We start from the raw sequence: 24,418 nt of genomic DNA on the forward strand, positions 1-24,418 counted from the left end.
GTCAGGGCGCCTCGGTTTCGGCCTCTTTCGCCTGTTGCGCAGCTTGCTCACTTCGACGCGGCGGTATGCGATGCGCAGGTGTCGCCGCCACGCGCGAGACCACCGTATAGTAAAGCACTGGCGTGAACACGAGTCCGAGCAGCGTCGCTGCAATCACGCCGCCGAGGACTCCCGTGCCGATGGCGTGCCGGCTTTGAGCGCCGCCTCCCTGCGAGAACGCGAGCGGCAACACGCCAAGCACGAACGCGGCCGAGGTCATCACGATAGGCCGCAGACGTTCGACGCTCGCGCCCACGACCGCGGCGCGCAGCGGCACCCCGCCCGTACGGCGCACGGTCGCGGCCTGCACGATCAGAATGGCGTTTTTCGCCGCGAGGCCAATCACCGTCACCATACCTACCTTGAAATAAATGTCGTTGGGCAGCGCGCGCAGGATCATTGCGCTCACCGCGCCGAGCGCGCCGAGCGGAACGACCAGCATCACCGATAGCGGCGTGATCCAGTTCTCGTAGAGCGCCGCGAGCACCATGAACACCGCTAGCAGTGAAAGGCCGATGAGGAGCGGCGTCTGGCGCGCGGCTCGGGCTTCTTCGAACGCGGCGTCGGTCCATTCGCCGGACACGCCTTCGGGCAAAGCGAGCGCGAGCCGCGCCATCTCCGCCATCGCTTCGCCCGAGCTATGGCCCGGCGCCGCGCGCCCCGTCACGTCGAGCGACGGATAACCGTTGTAGCGGCTCAGCATCACGGGGCCGAGCGTCCAGTGCGTGGCCGCGATCGACGACATCGCCACGGTCCCGCCGGATATGTTCTGCACAGGCAAGTCGAGGAGCTGGCTGTCGTTCATGCGTGTGGGTGCGTCGGCGGCGACGATCACGCGGCGCATGCGCCCTCCAGCCGGGAAGTCGTCCACATAGCTGGAGCCGAACGTGCTGCCCAGCACGTCCGCGATACGGTCGAACGATACGCCATACACGTAGGCCTTGTCGCGGTCGACGTCTAGTTCCACACGCGGCGCGTCGGGCAGATCCTCCGAGTGGACCTGCGCCACCACGCGGCTTTTGCCGGCCGCGTCGATCAGTTGGTCACGCGCGGCTTTCAATCCGTCCATGCCGATGCCCCCGCGATCCTCCAGCCGGTACGTAAAGCCCTCGGAGTGGCCGATGCCCGGCACCGCCGAAGGCAACGTAGCCTGGACGTCGCCGTCGAGGATGGTGCCGAATTGCTCGTTGAGCGCGTCGCGCAACGTCTGCGCGTCCATTTCGCCCTTGCCGCGCTGGCCCCACGGCTTGAGCTCGACGAACGCCATCGCCACGTTCTGCCCGCTGCCCGCGAAGCTCCAGCCCACCACGCTCGTCACGTTCCCTACGGCCTGCTGCTTGCCGAGCATCGCCTCCACGCGCTTTACCACTTCGAGCGTGCGCGCCTGCGTGGCGCCCGCAGGCAACTGGATCATCACCTGCAACTGGCCTTCGTCCTCGCTCGGCAGGAAGCCCTGCGGCAGCTTCCAGTACAGGAGCGCCGCCACCGCGCAGAGCATGGCGTAGATCGCGAGCACACGCGGACCGCGCCGCAGCAGCGCAGCCACGAGCGCACGATAGCCGCGCGCGGCCCGCGCCGCTTGCGCCGCAAAACCACGCTCGGGCTGTGGAACTCGCTTCGGCATCTTTAGCAAATTCGCACAAAGGGCCGGCGTGAGCGTAAGCGCAATGAACGACGAACACAGCATCGACGCGATCATCGCTACTGCAAACTGCCGGTAGATGCCGCCCACATTGCCGCTAAAGAACAGCATCGGCACGAACACGGCGGTGAGCGCCGCCGTTACGCCGACGATCGCGCCGCCAATGTGCTTCATTGCGGCGAGCGTGGCCTCGCGCGGTGCGAGCCCGCGCTCGTGCATCATGCGTTGCACGCTTTCCACGACAACGATGGCATCGTCCACGAGTATGCCGATAGCGAGCACGAGCCCGAACATGGTGAACACGTTGATGGACATGCCGGCCGAATACAGTGCCACAAATGCGCCCATGAGCGTGACAGGGATCACCACCGTGGGTACGAGCGTGGAGCGCAGGTCGCGCAGGAACAGCCACATCACCGCGAACACGAGCGCCACGGCTTCGATGAGCGTGATCACCACTTCGTGGATCGCCACGCGCACGAAGTACGCGGTATCGAATGGAATTTCGATCGCCACGCCCGGCGGCAGACGCTTCGACAGCTCGGCGAGGCGCGCACGGATGCTATTCGACGTCTCCAGCGCGTTGCCGCGGAGCCCGAGGTGAATACCCACGGTCGCCGCGGGTTTGCCGTTCAGGCGCGAATAGAACGAGTAGTCCGCGCGGCCGAGTTCGACGCGCGCGATATCGCGCAAGCGCACGAGCGCGCCATCCGTCTTCGCCTTCAGCACGATCTGGCCGAATTCATCCGGAGTTTCGAGTTGCCCCTTCACGCTCACCGACTCGGTGGTCTGCTGCCCCTTCACGAACGGCGCGTTGCCGAGCGAGCCCGCCGTCAGCGGCGAGTTTTGCGTGGCAATGGCCGAGTTGACCTCGGCTGCCGTAAGGCCGTATTCGCGCAGCTTCACCGGATCGAGCCAGACGCGCATGGCTTCGTCCGAGTCCCAGAGCTCCGCCGCCCCAACGCCCGGCGCGCGCTTGAGGTCGCGCAGGATGAAGCGGTTCAGGTAGTCGCTGAGCTGCGCAGAGTCGCGCGTGCCATCGGCGGACGTGAGGGCGACGAGCATCAGGAACGTATTCGACGCCTTCTCGACGTCGATGCCCTGCTGCATCACCTGCTGTGGCAGCCGCGCCTCGACCTGCTTCAGACGGTTCTGGACGTCCACGAGCGCAATGTCGGGATTCGTATCCGGCGTGAAAGTCACGTCGATTTCGAGGTTCCCCAGCGCGTCGCTGGTCGTTTCGTAGTACTGCAGGCCTTCGGCGCCATCGAGACTCTCCTCGATCACGCTCGCGACAACGTTGCCCACCTCCTCCGCCGACGCGCCCGGATACTCGGTGCTGATGACGATGCGCGGCGGCGAGAGCTGCGGATACTGCGCCACCGGCAGCATGGGAATCGCCAGCGCGCCCGCCACCACTACCGCGAGCGCGATAACCCATGCGAAGACCGGCCTGTCGATGAAAAAGAAGGGCACGCGCTTGTCGGTACGCTTACGGGGCCAAGGGAGAAGCGAACGGTGGTGCTTCAGCGTAGCGCGCCATATGAAGCGTATCGGCAAGCACGCCGTCGCGCATCGCGTAGCCGCGCGAGCGGCCCTCTACGACGAAGCCGAACTTGCGATAAAGCGCGATGGCGGCCTCGTTGTCGGCGAATACTTCGAGTTCGAGCCTGCGCAGGCCCAGCGACTGGTCAGCGCAGGCGACGATCGCTGCCATCAGCGCGCTGCCCACGCCGCGCCGCTGCCAGGCGTCGTGCACGCCGAAGCCCACCGAAGCGCAGTGTGAGCGGCGGCCCTTCGCGACTTCGAGATGCGATTGTCCGACCACTCGTCCGTCGATTTCGGCGCAAATCGTGATACAGCCGGGCGGCCGGCGCTCATACCACGCACGCAAGGATTCGGGGGTGCGCCACCCGCTCAACAGCGTGCCGTGGCGCACGCCGGGCTGGTTCATCAAGTCGGCAATCGCCTCGAAATCGGCGGGCTCGCAGGTACGCACGCGAATCGTACCGGGTGGCGTGAACACGGGCGATGGTGTCGGGACGTGCATGGGCATCACTCCGGAGCGAGGGGCAGCGGATCGCGCAGGCGCGCCATCAGGAAGAAATCGGCGAGCGCCCCATCGCGCAATACTGCGCCGCGCAAACGCGCCTCGATTTCGAAACCGCACTTTTGGTAGAGCGCGATCGCGGCGGCATTGTCGGTGTAGACGTGAAGTTCGAGCCGCCGAAGGCCGAGCCAGTTGTCGGCGAACTCGAGGATCTGCCCCATGAGAAACGTTCCGACGCCTCGACGCTGCCAGGCGTCGTGTACGTTGATGCCGATCTCGCCGACGTGAGCGCGGCGCAACTTCTGCGGATGCAGCTCAGCCTCGCCCACTATTGTCTCGCCCACCCATGCGCCAATGACGACGGCAGGCGACGCCACGCTCTCGATCCACTCGCGCGTTTGGGCGACCGAACTATACGGTGTGTCCGCATTGCCCCGCACTATTGACGGACCGAGCCGCAGCACATGCAACGCCTCGGCATCGCCGGGACGCAATGCACGCACGACGAGCCCCTCGGGTAAGCTCGACTGCATTGTTGTTTCCTTCGTGTTTGAGTCGTAAGGGAAGGACAGGCAGGCTATAGCGTCAGTTCAAACGACTTCACCAGCACCCCGGGCAGTTGCATGCCGCCCGTCGCGCGTTGGCCCCATGTGTCTTCGGACAGGCGCAGCTCGGGTTGCGCGCCCAGGCGCTCGAGGCGCTCGCCCAGCAGGCCGTACAGACTGTCGTCGAAGCGCATGGCGTCTACCGGCGCGACGACACGCCCCTCCTCCACCCAGAACGTCGCAAAACGCGTCATGCCGGTCAGGCGGCAACTCATGCGGTCCGAGAAGTTCACGTACCACAGGTTGCCGACGTAGAGACCCGTGCCGAGCGCCGCGAGTACATCCGCATCCGCGAGGTCGCCGCCCGGCATCGAAAGCGACGACGGCCCCTCGCTCGCCAGCGCACCGTTGGGTATCAGGCCGTACTCACGCGCCGTCCGGGCGTTCGTCAATTGCGCGACGCTCCTTCCCTCATGCACGAGCGGCACGCTTTCGCGCAAATATCCGTCGTCGTTGAAAGCAGGTGTAATCCCAAGCGCGAGGTCTTCAGTGATCGAGACGCGCGCGTCGAGTGAAAGCTCGCCGCCATGCAGCCGGTAAAGCGGGCTCTGCGACGTCGCCTGCGCGCGCGCCGAGAAGCCGCCCCAGGCGGCAACGCCCAGCAGTTCTTCGAGCGCCGCTGGCGCGAGCCACGCACGGTACCGGCCCGGCCCGAGCGCTCGCGGTGCGAGCGCGAGCACGGGCAGGCGCGCCGCCGCCGCCTGCACCTTGCTGGCAAACTTCGCGTCGTCCCAGTTTTCGCCCGCATAAGTCGTCTTGATTGCGCGGCCGCCTGGATGATAGAGCGACCAGCTGAAGCAGAAGTTTTCGACTTCGTGCCAGCCACGGCTGCCGCAGCTCGAGGCGAAGCCACGCGCGAGCATGCCGCCCGCGTAGAAACCCACGAAATCGAGCCCACGCGCGCATTCGGCCACTACATGGATGAGAGCATGCGGATCGCGCAGCCGTCCCGTGCGCCGCGTCGAACGCTGCCAGGGTGTCGTGTCGTACAGCAGGTGCGGATCATCAGGTGCATCACGCAGGCCCGCACGAAGCGTTTGCAAGGTAGCGCCCACATCGCGCAGATCCTGGTCGGCGTTGCCGCAAATGTCGAGCGTCGAATACGCCTGGCGCGCGCCGTCGATCAGCCGGAGCGTGAGCTTGCCCTGCGAGACGAGGCCCATCTGCCGGACCTTGCCGCCGTTGAAGCGAATGAAGTCCGACTGCTCTCCGGCAAATGAAGTGAGCGCCGTTTCACCGGCCAGCAACAACCGGTCGATCGCATCGGCGAGCATCATGAAATGCGCGTGCCAATCCACCGCCACGCGCTCGCTTGCAAAGAGTGTTTCGCTCATCAGGCGCCTCCGAATACGTCTACGTTGCTGAAGACGCACGCGGGTGACGCGTGCCCCACGCGAATCACCTGCGCAGGCTCTCCCTTGCCGCAATACGGCGTGCCATAGACTTCCCGGGTACTCGCGTCGCCTACGGCAACGAGACTGCGCCAGAAGCTCGCCGAGATGCCGCGATAATTAGGCCGCTTGACGACCTGCGTGAGCTTGCCGTTCTCGATGAGCCGGCCATATTCGCAACCGAACTGGAACTTGTTGCGATGGTCGTCGATCGACCATGACGTATTCGAAGTCATCAGAATGCCGTTTTCGATGTTTGCGATCATCGCAGCGAGTGTCTCTGTACCGGGCTCGATGTTCAGGTTCGCCATGCGGTCGATAGGCGGGCGATTCCAGTTGGCCGCGCGCGAGTTGGCGACCCCTGGCAGCCCGGCGCGCTGCTGCGAGAGCGCCCCGCCGAGCGGCCGCTCCAGCACGCCGTTGCGGATCAGGTATTGCTTGCTCGCCGCACCGCCTTCGTCGTCGAATGCATACGTCGCGGCTTCTTCGCGCAACTCGGGGTCGAACGTCACGTTCAGCAACGGGGAACCGTACTGATAGCTGCCGAACATCTCCGGCTTCACGAAGCTCCAGCCAGCGAAGTTGCGCTCGTCGCCGAGAATCCGGTCCAGTTCGAGTGGATGACCGATCGATTCGTGAATCTGCAACATCATCTGGTCCGGCATCAGCAACAGGTCGCGCGTGCCCGACGGGCAGTTCGGTGCCGCGAGCAGTTGCAGCGCCTCGTCCGCTACACGGGCGCCGGCGCCATTGAAGCCGTGCCGCGCGAGTATCTCGATACCTCCCTGCCCGAGCGCGCCGTGGTCACCGGCAAGCGTTCGCACCTGCGTGTCGCCGTTTGCATGCGCAGCCACGCTCAGTCCCGGCATGAGGTAGCGAAAGCGCTGCTCGATGCGCACGCCGTCGCTCGTGAGATAGAGTTGATCCGCGTGCGCAACCTGCATGCTCGCCACGCGCTCGACGATGCGCGCGTCGAGGTTCGCCGACGCGCACTCGTGCGCAAGCTGGCCGAGCCACTCACGGCGGGTGGGAAGCGGCGCATCGACGTTCGGCGAAGCATAGCTGCCGCTCGCAACGGGCCGAGCAAGGCGGCGATGATCGATCAACGAGACTTGCGCACAGGCAAACGCCCGCGCCGTGGCGATGTCGAGCGCACGCTGGAGCCCCCCGGCACTGAGGTCTGCGGTAGCCGCATAGCCGGCGCCAGCACCGGCCCAGGCAGTCAGCATTGCGCCGCGCTCGCGCACTACACGCAGCGGCTGCGCGACGTCGTTGCGCACCACGTGGTCCTCGACAATTTCGTCGACCACGCGCAGCGACCAGAAATCGGCGCTGCTCTTCAGCGAGCACGCGCCCTGCACCCAACGCTCTTCGATCATGCGAACTTTTCCTGTAGCACTGCCGGCGCGTGCAGCATCGACGACGCCAGCAGCGATTGAGTGTAGGGATGTGACGGCGCGTGCAGCACGTCGAGCGTGTCACCCTGCTCGACGATACGGCCCGCTTTCATCACGATCACGCGATGTGCCATCGCGCGCATGACGGCCAGATCATGCGTGATGAACAAATAACTCAGCTTGTACTTCTTCTGCAAGTTCGTCAGCAGCGCGAGCACCTGCTGCTGAATCGAGACGTCGAGCGCGCTGGTCGGCTCATCGAGCACAATCAGCTCCGGCTCGACAGCCAGTGCACGCGCAATGGCGATGCGCTGCCGCTGGCCGCCCGAAAATTCGTGGGGGTATCGCTGCATCGAATCTGCAGGCAGATCCACTTCCTCGAGCAGCGATGCGATACGCATACGCCGCGCCGGTCCGTCGAACTCCGGTCTGTGCACGGCCAGCCCCTCTCCGACTATCTGCTCTATCGTCATGCGCGGCGAAAGCGAGCCGAATGGATCCTGGAACACCACCTGCATACGCGAGTACAGTGCGCGGCGCGCATCTGCCTTGCGGTGCGCCGAGAGCGCGCTTCCGTCGATGAGAATCTCGCCCGCCGCCGCGCTTTTCAGCCCCAGAACGGTGGCCGCGAGCGTCGATTTGCCGGAGCCCGACTCGCCGACGACACCGAGCGTTTCGCCGCGCCGCAGACTCAGGTCCGCTTCGTGCAAGGCACGGAAAGTCGAACTACCGAAGAGCGAACGCCAGCCCTTCGCCGCCGTGCGGTAGTCCACGGCGAGGCCCTTCACCTCGAGGATGGGCGGCGCATCCACCGCGACCGGAGCCACTTCGCGACGCGGCTCGCTATCGAGCAGGCGTTGGGTATAGGGATGCTGCGGGTTCGAGAACAGCGCCGTGGTCGTGTTCGTTTCGACGAGTACGCCTTTCTCCATCACCGCCACACGCTGCGCAAAGCGCCGCACGAGATTCAGGTCATGTGTGATGAGCAATATGGCCATGCCACGGGCTGCCGCCTCCTGCTCCTGCAGGTCGATTAGCAGATCGACGATCTGCTGGCGCACGGTTACGTCAAGTGCCGTCGTGGGCTCGTCGGCGAGCAACAGGCGTGGGCGGCACGCGAGCGCCATCGCGATCATCGCACGCTGGCGCTGTCCGCCAGACAGCTGGTGCGGAAAGCTGTCGATGCGACGCTCCGGCTCGGGAATGCCGGTCCGCCGAAGCAGTTCGATACCGCGCCCGCGTGCCGCGCCGGCGCTCAGACCTTCGTGGATGCGGAGGCTCTCGGCAATCTGCTTGCCTACTGTGTATAGCGGATTCAGGGCCGTCATCGGTTCCTGAAAGACCATGGCAATATCGGCTCCGCGAACGCCGCGCATCTGCTGCTCGGTTTTCTGCAGAAGATCCTCGCCGTCGAACAGCATACGTCCCGTGAACCGCGCATGCTCGACGAGGCCAAGGATCGACAATGCAGTCACGCTCTTGCCCGACCCCGACTCCCCGACGAGCGCGACACGTTCGCCGCGTGCAATCGAAAGACTCAGTTCGCGCACCGCCACTTTCTCGCCGAAGCGCACGCTAAAGCGCTCAATATCCAGCAAAGGACGATTCATTACTTACCTCCGCCGAATGCCGAGCCACGCGTACGCGTATCGAGTGCGTTACGCAGTGCGTCGCCCATGAACGTGAGCAACAGCAGCGTAATCACGAGCGCCGCGAAAGCCGAGAGCGAGATCCACCACGCTTCGAGATTGTTCTTTCCCTCTTGCAGCAGCTCGCCAAGGCTCGGCGTAGGTGGCGGCACGCCCAGCCCGAGGAAGTCGAGACTCGTGAGCGAGAGAATGGCCGCACTCATGCGAAAAGGCAGGAACGTGATGACCGGCGTCAGGCTGTTGGGCAGCACGTGGCGCCACATGATCTGCCAGTTCGACAGGCCCATCGTTCGCGCCGCCTTCACGTAGTCTAGCGAGCGGTTGCGCAGGAACTCCGCGCGTACGTAATCGGAAAGTACAAGCCATCCAAACATTGAAAGCAGGATAAACAGCAACCAAAGCGCAGGCTCGAAGATCGAGGCGAATATGATGAGCAAATAGAGGTCTGGCATCGAACTCCAGATTTCGATGAACCGCTGCCCGATGAGATCGATGCGTCCTCCATAAAAGCCCTGCACCGCGCCCGTCAACACACCCAATGCGACGCCGGAAACCGTTAGCGCGAGAGCCATCAGCACCGAGAGCCGGAAGCCGTAGAGCAATCGCGAAAGCACGTCGCGGCCGAACTGATCGGTACCAAGCCAGTTTGTGGTCGAGGGAGCGGACGGATACGGTCGCGCCGCGAAGTAGTCGATCGTGTCGTAATGAAAACGATTGGGCGGATAGACTGCAAAATTGCCCTTCGACTCCAGCCGTTGCCGGATATACGGGTCGAGATAGTTGGTCCTCGCCGGGAAGTCGCCACCGAAGATCGTCTCCGGATAGTTCTTGACGATCGGGAAGTAGTATTGACCGTCGTAACGCACGACAAGCGGCCGGTCATTTGCAAGCACCTCGCCGAGCATGCTGATCGCAAACAACGTGACGAAGATGACAAGACTCCAGTAGCCGAGTGGCTGTGCGCGAAACCGCCGCCAGGTGCGGCGCCAGGGCGAGACCGACGGTGCATGCGGAGCGGCTGCGGAATCAGCGGTCCAGGCGGTGGAACTGGATGCGGGGGTCGACGAGGACATAGCAGACGTCAGCAATGAGTTTGGTTACGAGGCCGATCAGCGTGAACAGAAACAGCGAGCCAAGCACGACGGGGTAATCGCGGCGGATAACCGAGTCATAAGACAGTTGGCCCATGCCGTCCAATGAGAACAACGTTTCGATCAGCAGGTTGCCGTTCAGAAAAGCGCCCACGAACGCGGCGGGCAGGCCCGTGACAAGCGGAATGGCCGCGTTGCGCAATACGTGCTTCCACAGCACGTCGCGCTCGGGCGCGCCTTTTGCCCGCGCGGTCAGCACGTACTGGCGGCCGATCTCTTCGAGGAACGTATTCTTTGTGAGTATCGTGACGATCGCGAAGTTGCCGACCACAGAGGCCGTTACCGGCAGGACGATGTGCCACAGGTAGTCGAGCACCTTACCCGCGAGGCTCAAGTCCGAGAAGTTGTCGGACGTGAGACCTCGCATGGGGAATACCTGCCAGAACGTGCCACCACCGAACAGCATCAACAGGAGCACGCCGAGCACGAATCCGGGCACCGCATAGCCAGAGAGCACGAGTACGCTCGTGACGGTGTCGAATCGCGACCCGTTGTGCACGGCCTTGGCGATGCCGAGCGGTACGGATATCACGTAAGTCAGCAGTACTGTCCATAACCCAAGCGTGATGGAAACGGGCAGTTTCGACCGAATCACGTTCCAGACGCTGTCATGTTGGTAATACGACTGGCCCAGATCGAACTTTGCGTAATTCTTGAGCATGAGAAAGTAGCGCGTGAGCGGTGGCTTGTCGAAGCCGAACTCCTTCTTGATCTGTTCGATCTGTTGCGGATCCACGCCCTGACTGCCGTGATAGCCACCGCCCCCTGCCCCGGTCTCGCCGCCGCGCGCATTGCCATGGCGCAGTTGCGACATGATCTGCTCGACCGGGCCGCCCGGCACGAACTGCGTGACGACGAACGTGAGCGTGACAACGCCGATCAGCGTCGGCACCATCAGCAATAGACGTCGAAAAATGTACGCGAACATGGTGGTCCTCAGTGAGCCGCCGCTTGCGCGGTCTGGGCGACTTGCGCGTTTTGCGGCTTGCGATACCAGTAGTCGACGATCCAGTCCTGGGCTCCGAACGATACAGGCACGACGGACGGAAAACCGAGCGAAGTCTTGTAGGCGATGCGCGCGTTGGGAGCGTAGTACTCCGTCACGAGGTAGTACTCATTCATCAGCACGCGATCGAGGGCACGTGTGGCAGCTTCGAGGTCGTCGAGCGTGTTCGCGGCCTGCACCGCCTTCACGAGCGCGTCGACGACCGGCGAGCGCACGCCCGGATAGTTCTCCGATCCCACCTCGGAGGCAGCTGCGCTGCCAAAGCGGCGTGCAAGCTCCGCGCCGGGAATCGTCACAGGGCTGTAGAGCCAGGTGGTCATGTCGTAGTCGAAGTTGTCGAGGCGCTTCTGGTACAGCGCACTGTCGATTTCGCGCAGATGCGCACTGATGCCAAGCGTCGCGAGTGCCTGTGTATAAGGCAGAATCACGCGGTCCATGCCCGGCTGGTCGTCGAGGATTTCGATGTTCATGGGCTCGCCCGCTGCATTGCGCAGCGCGCCGTCACGATAATGCCAGCCGGCCTGCGCAAGCAGATCGCGCGCCTCGCGCAGATTGCCGCGCAGCGAATCTGGCGGCAGCGTCGTGGGCTGCTTGATCATCGGCCCGAACACTTCCGGCGGCAGGCTCGCGCGCCACGGTTCGAGCAGCTTCAACTCCTTTTCGCCCGGCATGCCGGTAGCACCGAAAGGGCTCGCCTCGAAATAGCTGTGCAGGCGCAGGTACTGACCGTAGAACATCATGCGGTTCATCCAGTCGTAGTCGAATGCGAGAGAAAGCGCATGGCGTACGCGCACGTCCTGGAACATCGGCTTGCGCAGATTGAAAAGCATGCCCTGCATCTGTGCAGGACCATCCGGGAAATTGGTCTGCTTCAGCATGCCGTTACGGAAGTTCTTGCCCACATACTTGCGCGCCCACTGCGTCGCGCTGTCTTCCACATGCACATCGGCGTCGCCGGCCTTGAACGCCTCGAGCTGCGTGTACAGGTCGAGGTAGAGCTTGAACGTGATGCGCTCGAAGTGGTACATGCCGCGGCGCGTGGGCAGGTTGACCGCCCAGTACGCGGGATTGCGCCGATACGCGATCTGCTTGTCGTTCTTGCGTTCGTCGATCAGATAGGCACCGCTCGCGATGGGCGGCACGTTCGAAAGCTGGTCGAATGCAATACGCGAGCCGTCGGGTTTCATCCCCCACTTCCGCGAGAAAATGGGCAAATCGCCTGCTATGAGCGGTGCGTCGCGCTCCGCGCGACGGAACTCGAAACGGATCGTCGATTGGTTCACCACGACCGCATTTTTGATCACCGAAAACTGCGCGTTGAAGAGCGGCGACGCCTGAGGGCTCGTGAGCGTGTCGAACGAATATTTGACGTCGGCCGCCGTTATCGGATCGCCGTTCGAAAAGCGCGCAGCCGGATTGATATGGAACGTCGCGGACGAGCGGTCGGCCGCGACCTCAACGCTATCGGCGATCAGCGGGTATTCGGAGGCCAGTTCATCCCAGCTGCGCTGCATTAGCGTGTCGAACATCAGATTCTGGATGTCCGGCGCGGGTGCACCTCGCACAAGAAAGGGGTTCAGCGAATCGTAGCTTTGAAATTCATTGTAGTTTTCGAAGCTCAGGACGCCGTTCGACGGCGCATCAGGGTCCGCGTAGTCGAAATGGGTGAAGCCGGATGCATACTTCGGCTGGTCGTACTGCGCGAGCGCCGTAGCCGCGTGCGCCGACGGCGTCGCAAGCATGCCGACGCCAACTGCCAGGGTCATTGCGGACGCAACACCTGACCAATGCGGCGACAATCGTGACAAGCTCAACTTCTTCAATCTCATCGTCTGTCCGCATGAGGACGTACACCGGCGCGTGGCCGATGCACGGTTCGTCTGTCCGACGCGGCAGGGGTCTGCCGCCGTCGCCCCGCCACTATGGGAAATATTCGAAGCAGGCGGCCAAAGCCGCCTGCTTCATCAACTACTCACTACATCGCGCCGATTGCTCAGAACTTGTACGTCGCTCCGATCTGCGCGAAACGGCCGATATAGTTGTACAGCGACGTGTCGTAGCCGGTCTGGTCGAGCGCGCTGCTGGCAAAGATCGGATCGAACGGAGGCGTACGGTTGAAGATGTTGTTGATGCCGCCGTAGATCGTCCAGTGCTTGATGCCCGTATAGGTGACCATCAGGTTGAACTGGCTATAGGAACCCACTTTGTCTGCAACTGGCGTCGGCGCCGCGACAGAAAGCGTCTGCGCATAAGGGCCCGTAAACATCCAAGTCAGTGCGGCGTTCCATCCGTGATAGGCCCAATCCAGCGTCGTATTGCCCTTCCAGCGCGGGAAGCTGCCGCCGAACGGCTGCGTGATCGTGTAGTTGTTGCCCGCTCCGTTGATCGGGCCCGAAGGCAGACCCAGCGTGAAGTCCTTCACATATGCCCAGTCAGCCAGGAGCGTGAAGGTCCCGATCTTCGTCGGGAGCGCCTGGCGGAAGGTGCCTTCGAAGCCGTTCGTATCGAGGTAGCCGAGGTTCTCATACGGGAATACCTCGTACAGTGTCTGGCCTTGCGCGTTGGTCACGACCTGCGACGGCTCGGCGGCTTCACCGATTACGTGATCGACGCGGATCTTGTACCAGTCAAAGCCGACGTCCGTTGTACGTGTAGGCGAAACCTGGAAGCCGAGGTTGAGATTGCGCGTACGCTCCGGCTGCAGGTCCGGGTTACCCGACGTGATCGTGGTGACCGTACCGCCGGGTAGCTGCTGGATGCCGAGCGTCTGCGAAGCACTGTTTTCAACAAACGTCGGCGCGCGGAAGCCACGGTTATACGAGCCGTACATCGTCAGCGCCTGGACCGGCTGGTAGCGCAATGCGAAGCGTGGGGAGAACGCGCCACCGAAATCGCTGTAATGGTCGTAGCGACCAGACTGGCTGAACGTCAAGTTTTTGACGATCGGAATATCGACCTGGTAATACACCGCCGCGACATTGCGCTGACCATCGACCGTTTGCAGATTCGGGTTAGCCACGAGGCCACCCAAAAACTCTGCGCCCGGATTGATTACCTCGCTCTCATGCAGGAACTGCGCGCCGAATCCAACACCGATATCGCCCGCGGGCAGATGGAACAGGTTCGGTGTCGCCAATGTCGCGTCAACCGTATCGAGCTTCGAAATGCCCTGGTTGTTTGCATTCATGTACAGGCCGTTCAAGCCATTCGGCGTCGAGGACGGATTGGCGAAGTTGAACGTGCCGTTCTGGTAGATGTTGTTCAGCGCCGTCGTGTTGAGCTGGTTCGTGTAGGTATTCGAAACGTTGCTCTGCGAGTGGCTATACGAAGTCGACCAGTCCCAGTCCCCATACTTCGGCACGGTGAACGAACCGCGAATACCGGTGGACGCACGCAAAAAGTTCGCGTACGTCTCTTCCGCCACCGTATTCGGGAACGCATAGGTGAGCGGCGTCGCCACACCATACGGATTGTACGGATTGCTTGCGGGCACAACGTTGTTGAACGGCGTCAGACCGACGCCCGGTGTATAGGTCAGCGTCGGCGTTTGCGGGCTGCCGACGATGTTGTTCCAGAGACCGTCATTCGTGGTCGTCTGGTTGTAGCTTTCCCACACATCGGCAAAGGCAGTGGTCGTGTCGTCGACCTTGAAGTCGGCGTGGACCTTCACGCTCGCGCGCGTCGTCTCCGGCGCGATCGACATGCCGTTGGCGGTGTTGAAGGCGCACACCGTGCCGCCCAGCCCCGCAGCCGCGCCCAGGAAATTGCTACCGGCCGGATGGACGGAGCCGCCGTATGGGCACCCGCTCAACGCCTGCGCCGTGTTGGGACCCGTTTGCCAGTAGGACGGCGCGAGCAGCGAGAGGCCGCCCGGCTTGTCCGTGAAGTCCTGCGCCGCCGTGGAGTCGCGGTCGGCCAGCGTCGAGCCCGCCGAGTGATAGACGCTTGCGGATGCGGTGACGTTGAAGCGGTCCGCATTGAGGTCGCCGAAGCCCGCCAGAATGCCGAACTTGGTCGTGCCGTTGCCGCCGCCGTCGCTCACCGAACTGCCGTAGCTGCCGTCAAGCTGAAGTCCGCGGAAGTCGTGCTTCGTAATGATGTTGACCACGCCCGCAATGGCGTCCGAGCCGTATTGCGACACGGCGCCGGTTTTCACGATCTCGATGCGATCGATCGCGTTGAGCGGGATGGTATTGAGGTCGAAGAAGCTGTCGGTGCTGTTCGAATAGAAGGCAAACGGCGCGACGCGCTGACCGTCGACGAGCACGAGGGTGTACTTCTCGCTCAAGCCGCGCAACGCGATACCCGCCGCGCCGGCCGCGAAGTTGCCCGCCTGGCCTTCGCTCCAGCTATTGGCGGAGTTGGCCGAGACCGTACGCAGATAGTCGGCCACAGTCGTTGCGCCGCTGTTCTGGATATCCTTCTGGCTGATCGTTTGCACCTGCTGGAAGCCCGTCTTGTCCGATTGCCTAATCAGCGAACCGGTGACCTCGAACTTCTTCAACTGCTTGACGGCTGTGTTGCTCCCGGTCGTGGCCGGCGCGCTACCTGTACTGGCCGCACCCGTCTGTGCGCTCGCGCCCGATTGCGGCGCCGCCGCTGGCGCGGCTGCATTATCCGCAGCGACCGCCGCACCGCCGTTAGTCACTGGCTGACTCTGCGCAAATGCCGATACGGCAAACGCCGCTGAAAACGCCAGTTCAGCCCAGATTATTCTTCGAATGGCTACAGCCAATGCCCTTTGTTTCACAGTTTCCCCTTATCTATTTCCGGTCACGTCTACTTCGTTATGCGAAGCAAGGTCTCGTGAACCCCCGCATTAGATTTGACGACGCTGCCGCATCGCGCCACTTTCTACCTGTATCCGCCCTGCTACGTGCTCTTCCATTTACAATCGACCGCTTGCCTGCCCCGGAGAAAAGCGGCTTCTCCCCGCCTCTCTCATTGCCGCTTGCCCCGAAACTCATGCTGCTTCACTTCTGTCACAACACCCCTGCCGAGCCCGAACGAACCAGGCATTCTTTATTTACTATGTATACCTAATTAACTGCATAAAATTGAAGCACTTTTTCAGTTCACTCAGGCAGTCACGGCTTCGACGCCACCAGTACCCAAAGCTGCGCCAGCTCAGCGCTGCCATCGTTGCCCTTGACCGCCTTGAACGCCTGGACGGCTCGCGCCTTCTGCCCCGAGGCAAAGTAAGCCTCGCCGAGGCGAAGCCGCGCCAAGTCCTGGTGATCAAGACCGCCCTTCGCAATGAGCGACTCCATGGTTGCGAGACCCTGCTTCTCCTGCCCCGCATACACCTGGTTGAAAGCCGCATCGTACGGCGCCAGGGGATTGGCCGGATCGGGCGCGGCATTGGCACGCTTCGCCGCTAGTGCCTGCAAGCGACGTTCGCGATCGGCGCCAGCATCGTGACCCAGCACGCCAGACGCAAAACCCTGATCGATAATCTGCTTGCCCTCCGCCGTGGAGCCCGCAACGATCGCCAGTTGCGTCATTTCCATGTAGTCGTCGGCGCTCGAGAGCGAACCCGTCGCGCGGCGCAGGCGATACGTGTCCAGATCGAGTGCGCTGAGATAGCCGGGCTTGCTGCGAATCGCGTGCAGCAGGTCATCCCAATACGACTGCTTCGGGTGATATGCCACGAGTTTTTCGAGCGCGCCGCGATAGGCTTCCTGGTCGTTCGCACGCTGAGCACAAGTGCCGAGCAGTTGCAACTGCGCCTCGTCCGGCGTATGGCCACCGCGCACCTGGGCTTCGACACTTGCGTTCAGCAGGCGCGTCGCGGTGGCGTAGTCGCCCGAGAGATAGTACGACTCGACCAGCAGCGTGGCCATCTGGGGATCGCCGCCGCCCGCCTTCTGGTAGCGCTGCGCGGCCTTGATCGCCTGGGCATAGTTCTTCTGCTGGAAGTAAATACCCGCGAGCGCCGCGGTCGTGCGCTGCGCGTCCTCGCCCTTGAGCTGCCCGCTCGCGAGCAGCGATTCATACGCCTGCGCCGCCACGCCATTCTGCCCCGCCGCCATGGCGGCGGCGCCCCGCATCTCCTCGACCATGTACGTTTCGTACGGCGTCTTGTTCGGAACGGCCCCGGCCTGCGCAATCTTGTTGAGCGCGTCCTCGTAGTGGTGTGCGCGGTACAGATTCTGTGCGTCATTCAGTGGCTTCGCCACGTCCGGACGCAGCGTGTCCGCAGCCTGCGCCGCTGTCCATGCCATGGCCAGCGCCGAGAAGCCGCTCACCGCGAGCGCAAGCGCTGCCCGCTTGAATCGAGAAGGAATACTCATCGCTTTCGAATACCTCACTGCATGTACTGTTCGTTGCCGATCAAGCCGATCTTCGTTGCGCCTTCCCGCTGCGCCGCCGCCATCACCTCGGCCACGTCCTTGTACGGCGCAAGCCGGTTCGGACGCAGGTGAATTTCCGCCTGATCCGGTTCGGCCGCGACCTGCGCGAACTTGCGCTCCAACGTCGCCTGGTCAGGCACCGGTGTGCCGTTCCAGGTCATCGTGCCGTCGAAGTCGATGTCGATCTGCACCACCTCCGGCTGCACGGCCGGCGGCGGCGGATTGCCCACCGGCAGGTTCATCTTGACCGCGTGCATCTGGATCGGAATGGTGATGATCAGCATGATCAGCAACACCAGCATCACGTCGATCAGCGGCGTGGTGTTGATGTCCACCATCACTTCGGGTTCGCTGCCGCCTCCGCCCGACGATACGTTCATGCCCATAACCGCCCCTTAACCGCCGCGCGCCGGCGGCTCCGTAATGAATGACACTTTCGCGATTCCCGCGCGCTCGCACGACGTGATCACGCGCCCGACGGCCTCATAGCGCGTCTCCTGGTCGCCGCGGATATGCACTTCCGGCTGCGGCGTCTGGACGGACGCAGCCTTCAGGCGCGCGAGCAGCGTCGGAGCATCGACGTGTTGCTCGTACCAGAAGAAGTCGCCATCGCGGTTCACTGCGATCTCGATGCTCTTCGGCTGCGTCTGCAGCGGCGTCACCGTTTGCTTCGGTAGCTGGAGCTGCACCGTATGCGTCACTACCGGAATCGTGATCAGGAAGATGATCAGCAATACCAGCATCACATCGACGAGCGGCGTCGTGTTGATGGCCGAGATGACCTCGTCGTCACCGCCCTCGTCTCCAACGCTCATGGCCATGGCGTGCCCCTCGCTCAGTCGGCCATGACGGTGGCGCGCGCGACGCGCTTGCCGCCAGCCAGCAGAACCGTATGCAGTTGCGCGCCGAAGCCGCGGACACGCTCCATCACCGCCTTGTTGCGTCGCACGAGGAAGTTGTAGCCGAGCACCGCCGGCACGGCCACGCCCAGACCGATGGCGGTCATGATGAGCGCTTCACCGACCGGGCCCGCGACCTTGTCGATCGAAGCCTGACCTGCAATGCCGATGGCTGTCAGCGCGTGATAGATGCCCCACACCGTACCGAACAGGCCGACGAACGGCGCGGTCGAGCCCACGGTACCGAGGAACGCCAGGCCGTCCTGCAGCCGGTTCGACACATTGGTGATGGCGCGCTCGACCGAAACGTCGATCCACGTGTTTCGATCGACGGCTTCGAGCAACGCTTCGTCGTGATGCTCGCCGGCCTCGATCGCGGTTTCCGCGATGAACCGGAACGGCGACGACTCATCGAGCTGCTTTGCGCCTTCCGTGAGCGACGGTGCGCTCCAGAGCCGCTCATCCGCGCTTTTCGCGCGCCGGTTGGCGCGGAACTGCTCGAAGAACTTGGTGATCATGATGTACCAGCTGCCCATCGACATCACCACGAGCAGCAAGAGCACAAAGCGCGCGACAAAGTCGCCGTTCTTCCAGAGCGCGCCGAGACCGTATGGGTTCGTGACCGTCTCCGAGGTGGCCGGCGCCGGCGGCGGCACGGGCTGGTCAGCGCTCGCGACGGGTGGCGGCACGGCGGCGGCCGCTGTGGCGGGCGCCGACGCGACGGCCGCGGGGGCGCTAGCCTGCGCGTTGGCAAGCTGCGGTGCGACAAAGGTATCGACCGTGGCTACGGCGATCAACATGCTTGCCGCGAGTGCGGCGTAGGAACGCTTTTTCATGCCTACTCCAATTCATCTGTTGAACATCTAAAAATCCGGGTACTGACTCGCCACCCGATGCCTGCAATCCGCGCGTCAGTTAAGACTGAACGAGAACGGAACCTGCACGCGTACCGGCTGACCTTGCGAAATGCAGTTGAATTTCTTCACCGCGTTGAATGCAGCCGCATCCAGACTGTCGTCGTTAGCCGATTGCGCGACTCGCTCATTCGTGACGTGTCCTTGTGGATCCACCACGAATTCGATGAGCACGTCGCCGGTCACGCCGTTGTCCTGTGCCTCCTTCGGATACCGGATCGACGAACGGATCTCATCCGAGTTTGGACACACAACGCCCACTTCGTGGCTCACCGGCTTCGCCTGCACGGGGGGCGCGGGCGGCGCAGGCGGCGCGGTGACGGGCGCGCTGACCACGGGCGCAGCCTGATGCACGATCGATTGCTGCGGTGGCGCCTGCACCGGCACTTCGGGAGGGGGCACGAAAGGCGGCGGCGGCGGCGCGAACTTCGGCGGCGGCAGTTGCACGGCTGGCAGCGGCGGTGGCGGTGGCGGGGCCACGGGCTCGATAATCTTCGTTTCGATCGGATGCTGGATCACCTGCACGACCTTGTTTGCGAGACCATTGACCAACGCGTAGATAAGCACAATGTGCAAGACGATTACCGCGCCAATTCCGCCGTAGCGACGCACAGGATTCCGCTGCGCACGCCCAAATTCGCGTGGGCGGCCCGGTCCGCCCGACCGCACGCCTTCAACTGGCGCTCCCACTTGCACTTTCATCACCACCTTCGCTCCCTCGGCGCAGTACGCCCCAATCCTGCCGCAGAAAACCTTCGTCACATCACGGCCACAAGTCCGCGTGATAGAAATCCATCCGATGCGAAATTACATTCGCATTACTAAATGAAAAATAGATTCCCCTCGCCAATTTTTATCCGCTCATGAACCCGCAATACTTCCTTACCTATCTGTAATATATAGTTGTGCTAACTCAATAGCCTTCGCACCGGAACCGATCCCGTCAACTGTCCGTCATTACCCCCTAGCCTGGACGCCTTCGAGGGTTTCGGACAGCGAGCTCTATGTGTCCGTTTTGTTGAAGCGGATCGAAGATAGCAAAAAAAAATACTGGTAGGAAAACTTTTTTGATGACGCAATATCATTTTTAGACATTTGCTCTCTTACGGCAGATGCCGGCACCAATGTGGTTCAAGCGCTTTGCCATCAATCATCGCAATGGTGCAAATGCTCATTAATTACAAAATCATTATTTAATGATTTCAAGTTTACATCGCTGATTCGGACGCCTCTGATTTCGGAACATGCGCGTTTTCGGTGGGAGTATGCAGAGCCTCTACCTGTACTTGCCGGGTTCCCCAATGCGTGGCCAGACGGCCAGCACGCTTGCGGGCAAACACCGGAAAATGGAGATTCGCGCGCGCTCCAGAAATGCCTGCGGTGGCACGGAGCACCGGCTTTCAGACAAGCGACCCGATGTCGGCCATCGGCTCGGCCACGATAAAGTCGCAGTTCAAGGCGAGTTCAAAACCGCCTCCGATCTCGGCATAGAGCGTGAGCGAGATCGTGACTGCGATCAGGACGTCTTGGGGCAGCTGGTCAGTCATATAACGTAGACGCTCAACCCTGGTGGTCTTATTGAACGGCATTTGGGTGAAGACGTCCGGCTCGCGCCGCGCGTTGCCAACCTCAGTTGCTGGTCGCGGTACGTCTTCAGAGAGCCGCTCCCAACGGCCCCGGTAATACGTCGTCCATTGCGTCTCCAGATGTGCCGGACCGGTGAAAAGAAGCTTGCGCGGTTGCTTGACGTTCGGGAAGTCGTGCTGCGCACCGAGCCAATGCAGTTTGTACGTGTAAGCGTATGCGCCCGAGCCCGGGTAGTACGGTCAAACCTGAATGAACGTAGAGGCGAGGTGAGCGTATTCGGGGAGATACGACTCTGCTCACCGTCCTAACCCCTGGAAATCCTCACCATCCCGAATTCCTTCACCGTCGTTGGACCTGCTCTCAGGCTTCGGTGAGATAGCGCTTGCCGGATTTATCACCAGCGACGAGATATGGCTTGCTTGCCTCCTGGAAGTCCTCACCATCCTGGAACATCTCACCTGTCTGCAAAGATTTCGGAACGGTGAGCTGATGCCAGTTTGGTGGAAATGTGCTTTCGCAGAAGGAAGAATTCACGGAGTTGATTGCATTTTGACTACGGATACCCAATCGCAGGTCTCCGCGCCCGATAAGACCGAGCCGCTCAATTTCCATATTGTGAGATGCGAGGTCGCAACTTTATTGGCCGTTTTCGGCGAATTTCTAAAAGTCGCATCTTTTTTGTACGGCGATAGACCCTAGAACTTGAATCGCAACTGAAACCCGATGGTAAACGGCAGATCGTCAGACGGTATCGGCGGAATGACGATGAAATTCACCCCCACGCGCTTGTACGCAACCATCACGATAGGCGCGACCACGGGCCCGATCGTATGGTCGTGGCCGAGGCCCCAGTTGCCATAGTTGTAGCCGGAGATGATGCCGCCCATCGCCGCGAGCCGCACGAAGCCCCAGTGCAGAAACTCGGGTGCCCACACTGCGCCGCCATAATAAGAGGGCCGGCGCAACGAATTGCGAAAACCGCCTGCCGTGAGCGCCCACGTGTTGCCGGGCCAGCATTCGATGCCGAGGCCCGGGTTGAATTGTTCGAAGTCCTTGTCGGGATGGATGTGGTACGAGCCCACCATCGCATCGACCCACAGGCCCGAACTACACCAGTTCGCTGCGTGCGCCGACTGCGCCGTACCGAACAGCAGCGGCAAGAGCAGCAGGACTGCTGCCGCACCGCGTTTCGTTCCCTTCGCGGTCGTTGTCGTTCTGTTTGCTGCGCCACCTTGCTTCTGCCAAAACCGCATGGGCTCTCCGTCCTTTCTTGCGCCGATCCACATTGGGGATCGTCAGTTTTCTGATTGCTGGTTCGCGGTGAATGACGAACTGTACCGCAACCCGATGCGTGCGCAATGGAGCCCAGGTTCGGATCGTACAACTCGCTCGCCGCCGGCATGTTGCCAGCGTAGTGAGTCGTCCCGATGAAAGCGAAGCGTCAGAGGCCGAGGTCGGAGAGGCCCGGATGATCGTCGGGACGGCGCCCGAGCGGCCAGTGGTAGAGACGATCCGCCTCGCGGATCGGCAGGTCGTTGATCGATGCGTGACGGTGCGCCATCAGGCCGTTCGCGTCGAATTCCCAGTTCTCGTTGCCATACGAGCGGAACCAGCTGCCCGAATCGTCGCGCCATTCATAGGCGAAGCGCACCGCGATGCGATTGTCCGTGTACGCCCATAGCTCCTTGATCAGGCGATAGTCGAGTTCGCGCGCCCACTTGCGCGTGAGAAATTCGACGATGGCTTCGCGGCCCGTCACGAACTCGGCGCGATTGCGCCACACGCTTTGCGGCGTGTACGCAAGCGAAACGCGTTGCGGGTCGCGCGTGTTCCAGCCGTCTTCCGCTGCGCGCACTTTCTGTATGGCGCTCTCGCGCGTGAACGGCGGCAGCGGCGGACGCACTTCGGATGAATCACTCATGGTCTTGCTCCTTGCGTTGGGCGGCGCGCCGGGACGGCGCGCGCGATGGAGATCGGATCAGGGAATCGGAATCGCTTTTCGGTGCGAGGGCGTCGAGTAACGATCGGCCTGCAGCACGTGCGTCGAGCGCCGCATCGGCGTCGCCGCTTACCAGCGCCACGCCGATCGCGCCGTCGATCAGGATCAGCCATTGGCGCGCGAGGCGTGCGGCGGTCCGGCGATCTGCGCCGACGCTCGCGGCCCACGCATCGCCCTGTTCGCGCACGAAGTCGAGCAGGCGCGCCTTGTGTTCGCGCGCGACCACGCGCACGGGGTCGTCGGGCGACGCGATTTCGCCGGCGGCGTTGAGAAACGCACAACCGTGAAAGCCTTCGGACACGAACCACTCGCGCAAAACGTCGAACATGCCGACAAGGCGTGCCCGCGGCGTGCGTCCATGTGCGAGCGTGCCGGCGACGAACCAGCGCATCCAGCGCTCGTCGCGCCGCGCAAGCGCAGCCGCCACTAACGCGTTCTTCGATTCGAAATACGCGTAGAAACTCTTGCGCGCCGCACCCGCCGCGCGAACGATCGCATCGACGCCCGTTGCGTGAATGCCGCCCGCGTAGATCAACGCCTCGGCGGCATCGAGCAGGCGCTCGCGCGCGTCGGCCTGCGGCGCGTCTGCGTTCGAGTTTGCCTCGGGGTTCGTTACTGCGAGCGGGCTCATGGCTAGTGCCTGTTCAGCGATTGCGGCGGAATATCGAAGATCAGCGGGAGAATGATCGTTCTCTCTAACCCGTAATGTAGAACGATCATTCTCCCGAGTCAAGAAACCTTGCTGTCGCGCGCGCCGCGCTGGACGCTTATGCGATTCCACAGCGCCCGCCCGGATTGCGCGAACACGGCGGCCACGACCAGAGTGAGGCCCAGCGCGCGCGTGAGCGTAAGCGGCTCGCCGAGCAGCATCGCGGCAAGCGCCACACTCGACACCGGCGCCACCGCAGTAAAGACCGCGGCCTCGCCGCCCGGCACGCGCGCCGCGCCCGCGTACCAGAGCCAGAATCCGCCCACGGTAGGCACGAGCGCGTAATACGCCACGCCGAGCACGGCGCTCAGCGGCACGGCGTGGGCCGCGCCAAGCCACCCCGGCAGCGCGCACAAGCCCGACACGACGAAGCCGATTCCCGTCATCGCGCTGGCCTGCGCAAGCGGCGGCCATGGCCGCGAAAGCCGTTTGTTCAGCAACACGAACAGGCTTTCGCACACGACGGCGCCGAGGATCATCGCGTCGCCCGCGAGCGAGCGTGCGCCGTCGCGATGCGCCCCGGGCGCGAGTGTGACCATCGCCACGCCGAGGCTCGCGACCGTCACCGAAACGAGCGTGCTTGCACGCAGCCGCTCGCCGAGCACGAGCGCCGCCGTCAACGCGCAAACGGCTGGCAGGGTGCCGAGGATGATTCCGGCGTCGCTCGCCGAAGTCCGCTGCGTGCCCGCGATCAGCAAGACCGTATAGCCGACGCTGCCGATGGCAGCCTGTGCGACGAGCAGCAGCGCGTCGCGCAGGCCGGGACGAGGAAACGCCGTACCGGTGAAACGCATGAGCAGCAGAAAAACCGGCAACGCGATCCCGAAGCGCAGCGCGGTGGCGGGCAGCGGATCGAGCCCGGCGCCGATGGCCTTGCTCGCAATGACCGTGCTGCCTACGGTGAGCATGGCCGCCGTCAGTTGCGCCTGCGGCGACTGCGCGACGGATCGGGGGGAAAGGGTCAAGCGCCGCGCGTTTTCGCGCGACGGCAATCGTATCGGCATGAAGCGCTCCTCGTGGTGATACG

The 24,418-nt window shown here is 62.9% G+C and carries 21 protein-coding genes; all 21 read right to left on the bottom strand.

What is annotated here, in order from left to right:
* Window position 1 precedes the first annotated feature (1 nt).
* The 21 genes from C7411_RS08225 to C7411_RS08325 all read right to left on the bottom strand — a co-directional run bounded on the left by C7411_RS08225 (window position 2) and on the right by C7411_RS08325 (window position 24,395).
* On the bottom strand, window positions 2-3,157 hold the full coding sequence (locus tag C7411_RS08225; RefSeq protein WP_110383335.1) for a multidrug efflux RND transporter permease subunit: 3,156 nt from the start codon (window positions 3,155-3,157) through the stop codon (window positions 2-4).
* A 16-nt stretch (window positions 3,158-3,173) separates the two neighbouring features.
* Window positions 3,174-3,731 (bottom strand): GNAT family N-acetyltransferase, encoded by a 558-nt coding sequence (locus tag C7411_RS08230; RefSeq protein WP_110383336.1) that lies wholly within the window; start codon window positions 3,729-3,731, stop codon window positions 3,174-3,176.
* A gap of 5 nt (window positions 3,732-3,736) precedes the next feature.
* Window positions 3,737-4,264, bottom strand: coding sequence for a GNAT family N-acetyltransferase (locus tag C7411_RS08235; protein ID WP_110383337.1), 528 nt, complete (start codon window positions 4,262-4,264; stop codon window positions 3,737-3,739).
* A 44-nt stretch (window positions 4,265-4,308) separates the two neighbouring features.
* A complete protein-coding gene (locus C7411_RS08240) occupies window positions 4,309-5,670 on the bottom strand; it encodes a TldD/PmbA family protein (protein WP_110383338.1) in 1,362 nt (453 codons plus the stop codon).
* Window positions 5,670-7,106 (bottom strand): TldD/PmbA family protein, encoded by a 1,437-nt coding sequence (locus tag C7411_RS08245; RefSeq protein WP_110383339.1) that lies wholly within the window; start codon window positions 7,104-7,106, stop codon window positions 5,670-5,672. The genes C7411_RS08240 and C7411_RS08245 overlap by 1 nt, the downstream gene beginning before the upstream one ends.
* The gene (locus C7411_RS08250) at window positions 7,103-8,734 is read right to left on the bottom strand and encodes an ABC transporter ATP-binding protein (RefSeq protein WP_110383340.1); all 1,632 of its coding nucleotides are present in this window, start codon (window positions 8,732-8,734) and stop codon (window positions 7,103-7,105) included. Before C7411_RS08250 ends, C7411_RS08245 begins: the two co-directional genes overlap by 4 nt.
* Window positions 8,734-9,846 (bottom strand): ABC transporter permease, encoded by a 1,113-nt coding sequence (locus C7411_RS08255; RefSeq protein ID WP_110383341.1) that lies wholly within the window; start codon window positions 9,844-9,846, stop codon window positions 8,734-8,736. Before C7411_RS08255 ends, C7411_RS08250 begins: the two co-directional genes overlap by 1 nt.
* Entirely contained in the window at window positions 9,800-10,852 is a 1,053-nt protein-coding gene (locus C7411_RS08260; protein WP_110383342.1) for a microcin C ABC transporter permease YejB, read from the bottom strand. Before C7411_RS08260 ends, C7411_RS08255 begins: the two co-directional genes overlap by 47 nt.
* Before the next feature lie 8 nt (window positions 10,853-10,860).
* A complete protein-coding gene (locus C7411_RS08265) occupies window positions 10,861-12,696 on the bottom strand; it encodes an extracellular solute-binding protein (RefSeq protein ID WP_110383343.1) in 1,836 nt (611 codons plus the stop codon).
* Between the two features lie 227 nt (window positions 12,697-12,923).
* Complete coding sequence (locus C7411_RS08270) at window positions 12,924-15,680, bottom strand: TonB-dependent receptor (RefSeq protein WP_110383344.1); 2,757 nt, start codon at window positions 15,678-15,680, stop codon at window positions 12,924-12,926.
* A 337-nt stretch (window positions 15,681-16,017) separates the two neighbouring features.
* Window positions 16,018-17,223 carry a tetratricopeptide repeat protein gene (locus C7411_RS08275; RefSeq protein WP_110383345.1) on the bottom strand — a complete coding sequence of 402 codons (1,206 nt, stop codon included), beginning with the start codon at window positions 17,221-17,223 and terminating at the stop codon, window positions 16,018-16,020.
* A gap of 14 nt (window positions 17,224-17,237) precedes the next feature.
* The gene (locus C7411_RS08280; RefSeq protein ID WP_110383346.1) at window positions 17,238-17,669 is read right to left on the bottom strand and encodes an ExbD/TolR family protein; all 432 of its coding nucleotides are present in this window, start codon (window positions 17,667-17,669) and stop codon (window positions 17,238-17,240) included.
* A gap of 9 nt (window positions 17,670-17,678) precedes the next feature.
* The gene (locus C7411_RS08285) at window positions 17,679-18,104 is read right to left on the bottom strand and encodes an ExbD/TolR family protein (RefSeq protein ID WP_110383347.1); all 426 of its coding nucleotides are present in this window, start codon (window positions 18,102-18,104) and stop codon (window positions 17,679-17,681) included.
* A 14-nt stretch (window positions 18,105-18,118) separates the two neighbouring features.
* On the bottom strand, window positions 18,119-19,018 hold the full coding sequence (locus C7411_RS08290) for a MotA/TolQ/ExbB proton channel family protein (protein ID WP_110383348.1): 900 nt from the start codon (window positions 19,016-19,018) through the stop codon (window positions 18,119-18,121).
* A 75-nt stretch (window positions 19,019-19,093) separates the two neighbouring features.
* Window positions 19,094-19,798 (bottom strand): energy transducer TonB, encoded by a 705-nt coding sequence (locus tag C7411_RS08295; RefSeq protein ID WP_110383349.1) that lies wholly within the window; start codon window positions 19,796-19,798, stop codon window positions 19,094-19,096.
* 698 nt (window positions 19,799-20,496) lie between these two features.
* Window positions 20,497-20,643: a hypothetical protein gene (locus C7411_RS37370; RefSeq protein WP_165822765.1), complete on the bottom strand. Its 147-nt coding sequence runs from the start codon at window positions 20,641-20,643 to the stop codon at window positions 20,497-20,499.
* A gap of 400 nt (window positions 20,644-21,043) precedes the next feature.
* Window positions 21,044-21,295 (bottom strand): hypothetical protein, encoded by a 252-nt coding sequence (locus tag C7411_RS36950; RefSeq protein ID WP_133253624.1) that lies wholly within the window; start codon window positions 21,293-21,295, stop codon window positions 21,044-21,046.
* A gap of 83 nt (window positions 21,296-21,378) precedes the next feature.
* On the bottom strand, window positions 21,379-21,936 hold the full coding sequence (locus tag C7411_RS08310) for a hypothetical protein (RefSeq protein WP_243413090.1): 558 nt from the start codon (window positions 21,934-21,936) through the stop codon (window positions 21,379-21,381).
* Between the two features lie 188 nt (window positions 21,937-22,124).
* Window positions 22,125-22,604: a nuclear transport factor 2 family protein gene (locus C7411_RS08315; RefSeq protein ID WP_110383352.1), complete on the bottom strand. Its 480-nt coding sequence runs from the start codon at window positions 22,602-22,604 to the stop codon at window positions 22,125-22,127.
* Complete coding sequence (locus tag C7411_RS08320) at window positions 22,597-23,313, bottom strand: TetR/AcrR family transcriptional regulator (RefSeq protein ID WP_110383353.1); 717 nt, start codon at window positions 23,311-23,313, stop codon at window positions 22,597-22,599. Before C7411_RS08320 ends, C7411_RS08315 begins: the two co-directional genes overlap by 8 nt.
* A gap of 98 nt (window positions 23,314-23,411) precedes the next feature.
* On the bottom strand, window positions 23,412-24,395 hold the full coding sequence (locus C7411_RS08325) for a DMT family transporter (protein ID WP_110383354.1): 984 nt from the start codon (window positions 24,393-24,395) through the stop codon (window positions 23,412-23,414).
* Window positions 24,396-24,418 lie beyond the last annotated feature (23 nt).

Origin of the sequence: Paraburkholderia silvatlantica (assembly GCF_003096715.1) — a bacterium.
Taxonomy (GTDB): Bacteria; Pseudomonadota; Gammaproteobacteria; order Burkholderiales; family Burkholderiaceae; genus Paraburkholderia; species Paraburkholderia silvatlantica.

Coding starts and splice junctions, on each gene's coding strand:
- C7411_RS08230 (WP_110383336.1), bottom strand. CDS start 3,731: ATGCACGTCCCGACACCATCGCCCGTGTTCACGCCACCCGGTACGATT.
- C7411_RS08235 (WP_110383337.1), bottom strand. CDS start 4,264: ATGCAGTCGAGCTTACCCGAGGGGCTCGTCGTGCGTGCATTGCGTCCC.
- C7411_RS08240 (WP_110383338.1), bottom strand. CDS start 5,670: ATGAGCGAAACACTCTTTGCAAGCGAGCGCGTGGCGGTGGATTGGCAC.
- C7411_RS08245 (WP_110383339.1), bottom strand. CDS start 7,106: ATGATCGAAGAGCGTTGGGTGCAGGGCGCGTGCTCGCTGAAGAGCAGC.
- C7411_RS08250 (WP_110383340.1), bottom strand. CDS start 8,734: ATGAATCGTCCTTTGCTGGATATTGAGCGCTTTAGCGTGCGCTTCGGC.
- C7411_RS08255 (WP_110383341.1), bottom strand. CDS start 9,846: ATGTCCTCGTCGACCCCCGCATCCAGTTCCACCGCCTGGACCGCTGAT.
- C7411_RS08260 (WP_110383342.1), bottom strand. CDS start 10,852: ATGTTCGCGTACATTTTTCGACGTCTATTGCTGATGGTGCCGACGCTG.
- C7411_RS08265 (WP_110383343.1), bottom strand. CDS start 12,696: ATGACCCTGGCAGTTGGCGTCGGCATGCTTGCGACGCCGTCGGCGCAC.
- C7411_RS08275 (WP_110383345.1), bottom strand. CDS start 17,223: ATGAGTATTCCTTCTCGATTCAAGCGGGCAGCGCTTGCGCTCGCGGTG.
- C7411_RS08280 (WP_110383346.1), bottom strand. CDS start 17,669: ATGGGCATGAACGTATCGTCGGGCGGAGGCGGCAGCGAACCCGAAGTG.
- C7411_RS08285 (WP_110383347.1), bottom strand. CDS start 18,104: ATGGCCATGAGCGTTGGAGACGAGGGCGGTGACGACGAGGTCATCTCG.
- C7411_RS08290 (WP_110383348.1), bottom strand. CDS start 19,018: ATGAAAAAGCGTTCCTACGCCGCACTCGCGGCAAGCATGTTGATCGCC.
- C7411_RS08295 (WP_110383349.1), bottom strand. CDS start 19,798: ATGAAAGTGCAAGTGGGAGCGCCAGTTGAAGGCGTGCGGTCGGGCGGA.
- C7411_RS37370 (WP_165822765.1), bottom strand. CDS start 20,643: ATGACTGACCAGCTGCCCCAAGACGTCCTGATCGCAGTCACGATCTCG.
- C7411_RS36950 (WP_133253624.1), bottom strand. CDS start 21,295: ATGGAAATTGAGCGGCTCGGTCTTATCGGGCGCGGAGACCTGCGATTG.
- C7411_RS08310 (WP_243413090.1), bottom strand. CDS start 21,936: ATGCGGTTTTGGCAGAAGCAAGGTGGCGCAGCAAACAGAACGACAACG.
- C7411_RS08315 (WP_110383352.1), bottom strand. CDS start 22,604: ATGAGTGATTCATCCGAAGTGCGTCCGCCGCTGCCGCCGTTCACGCGC.
- C7411_RS08320 (WP_110383353.1), bottom strand. CDS start 23,313: ATGAGCCCGCTCGCAGTAACGAACCCCGAGGCAAACTCGAACGCAGAC.
- C7411_RS08325 (WP_110383354.1), bottom strand. CDS start 24,395: ATGCCGATACGATTGCCGTCGCGCGAAAACGCGCGGCGCTTGACCCTT.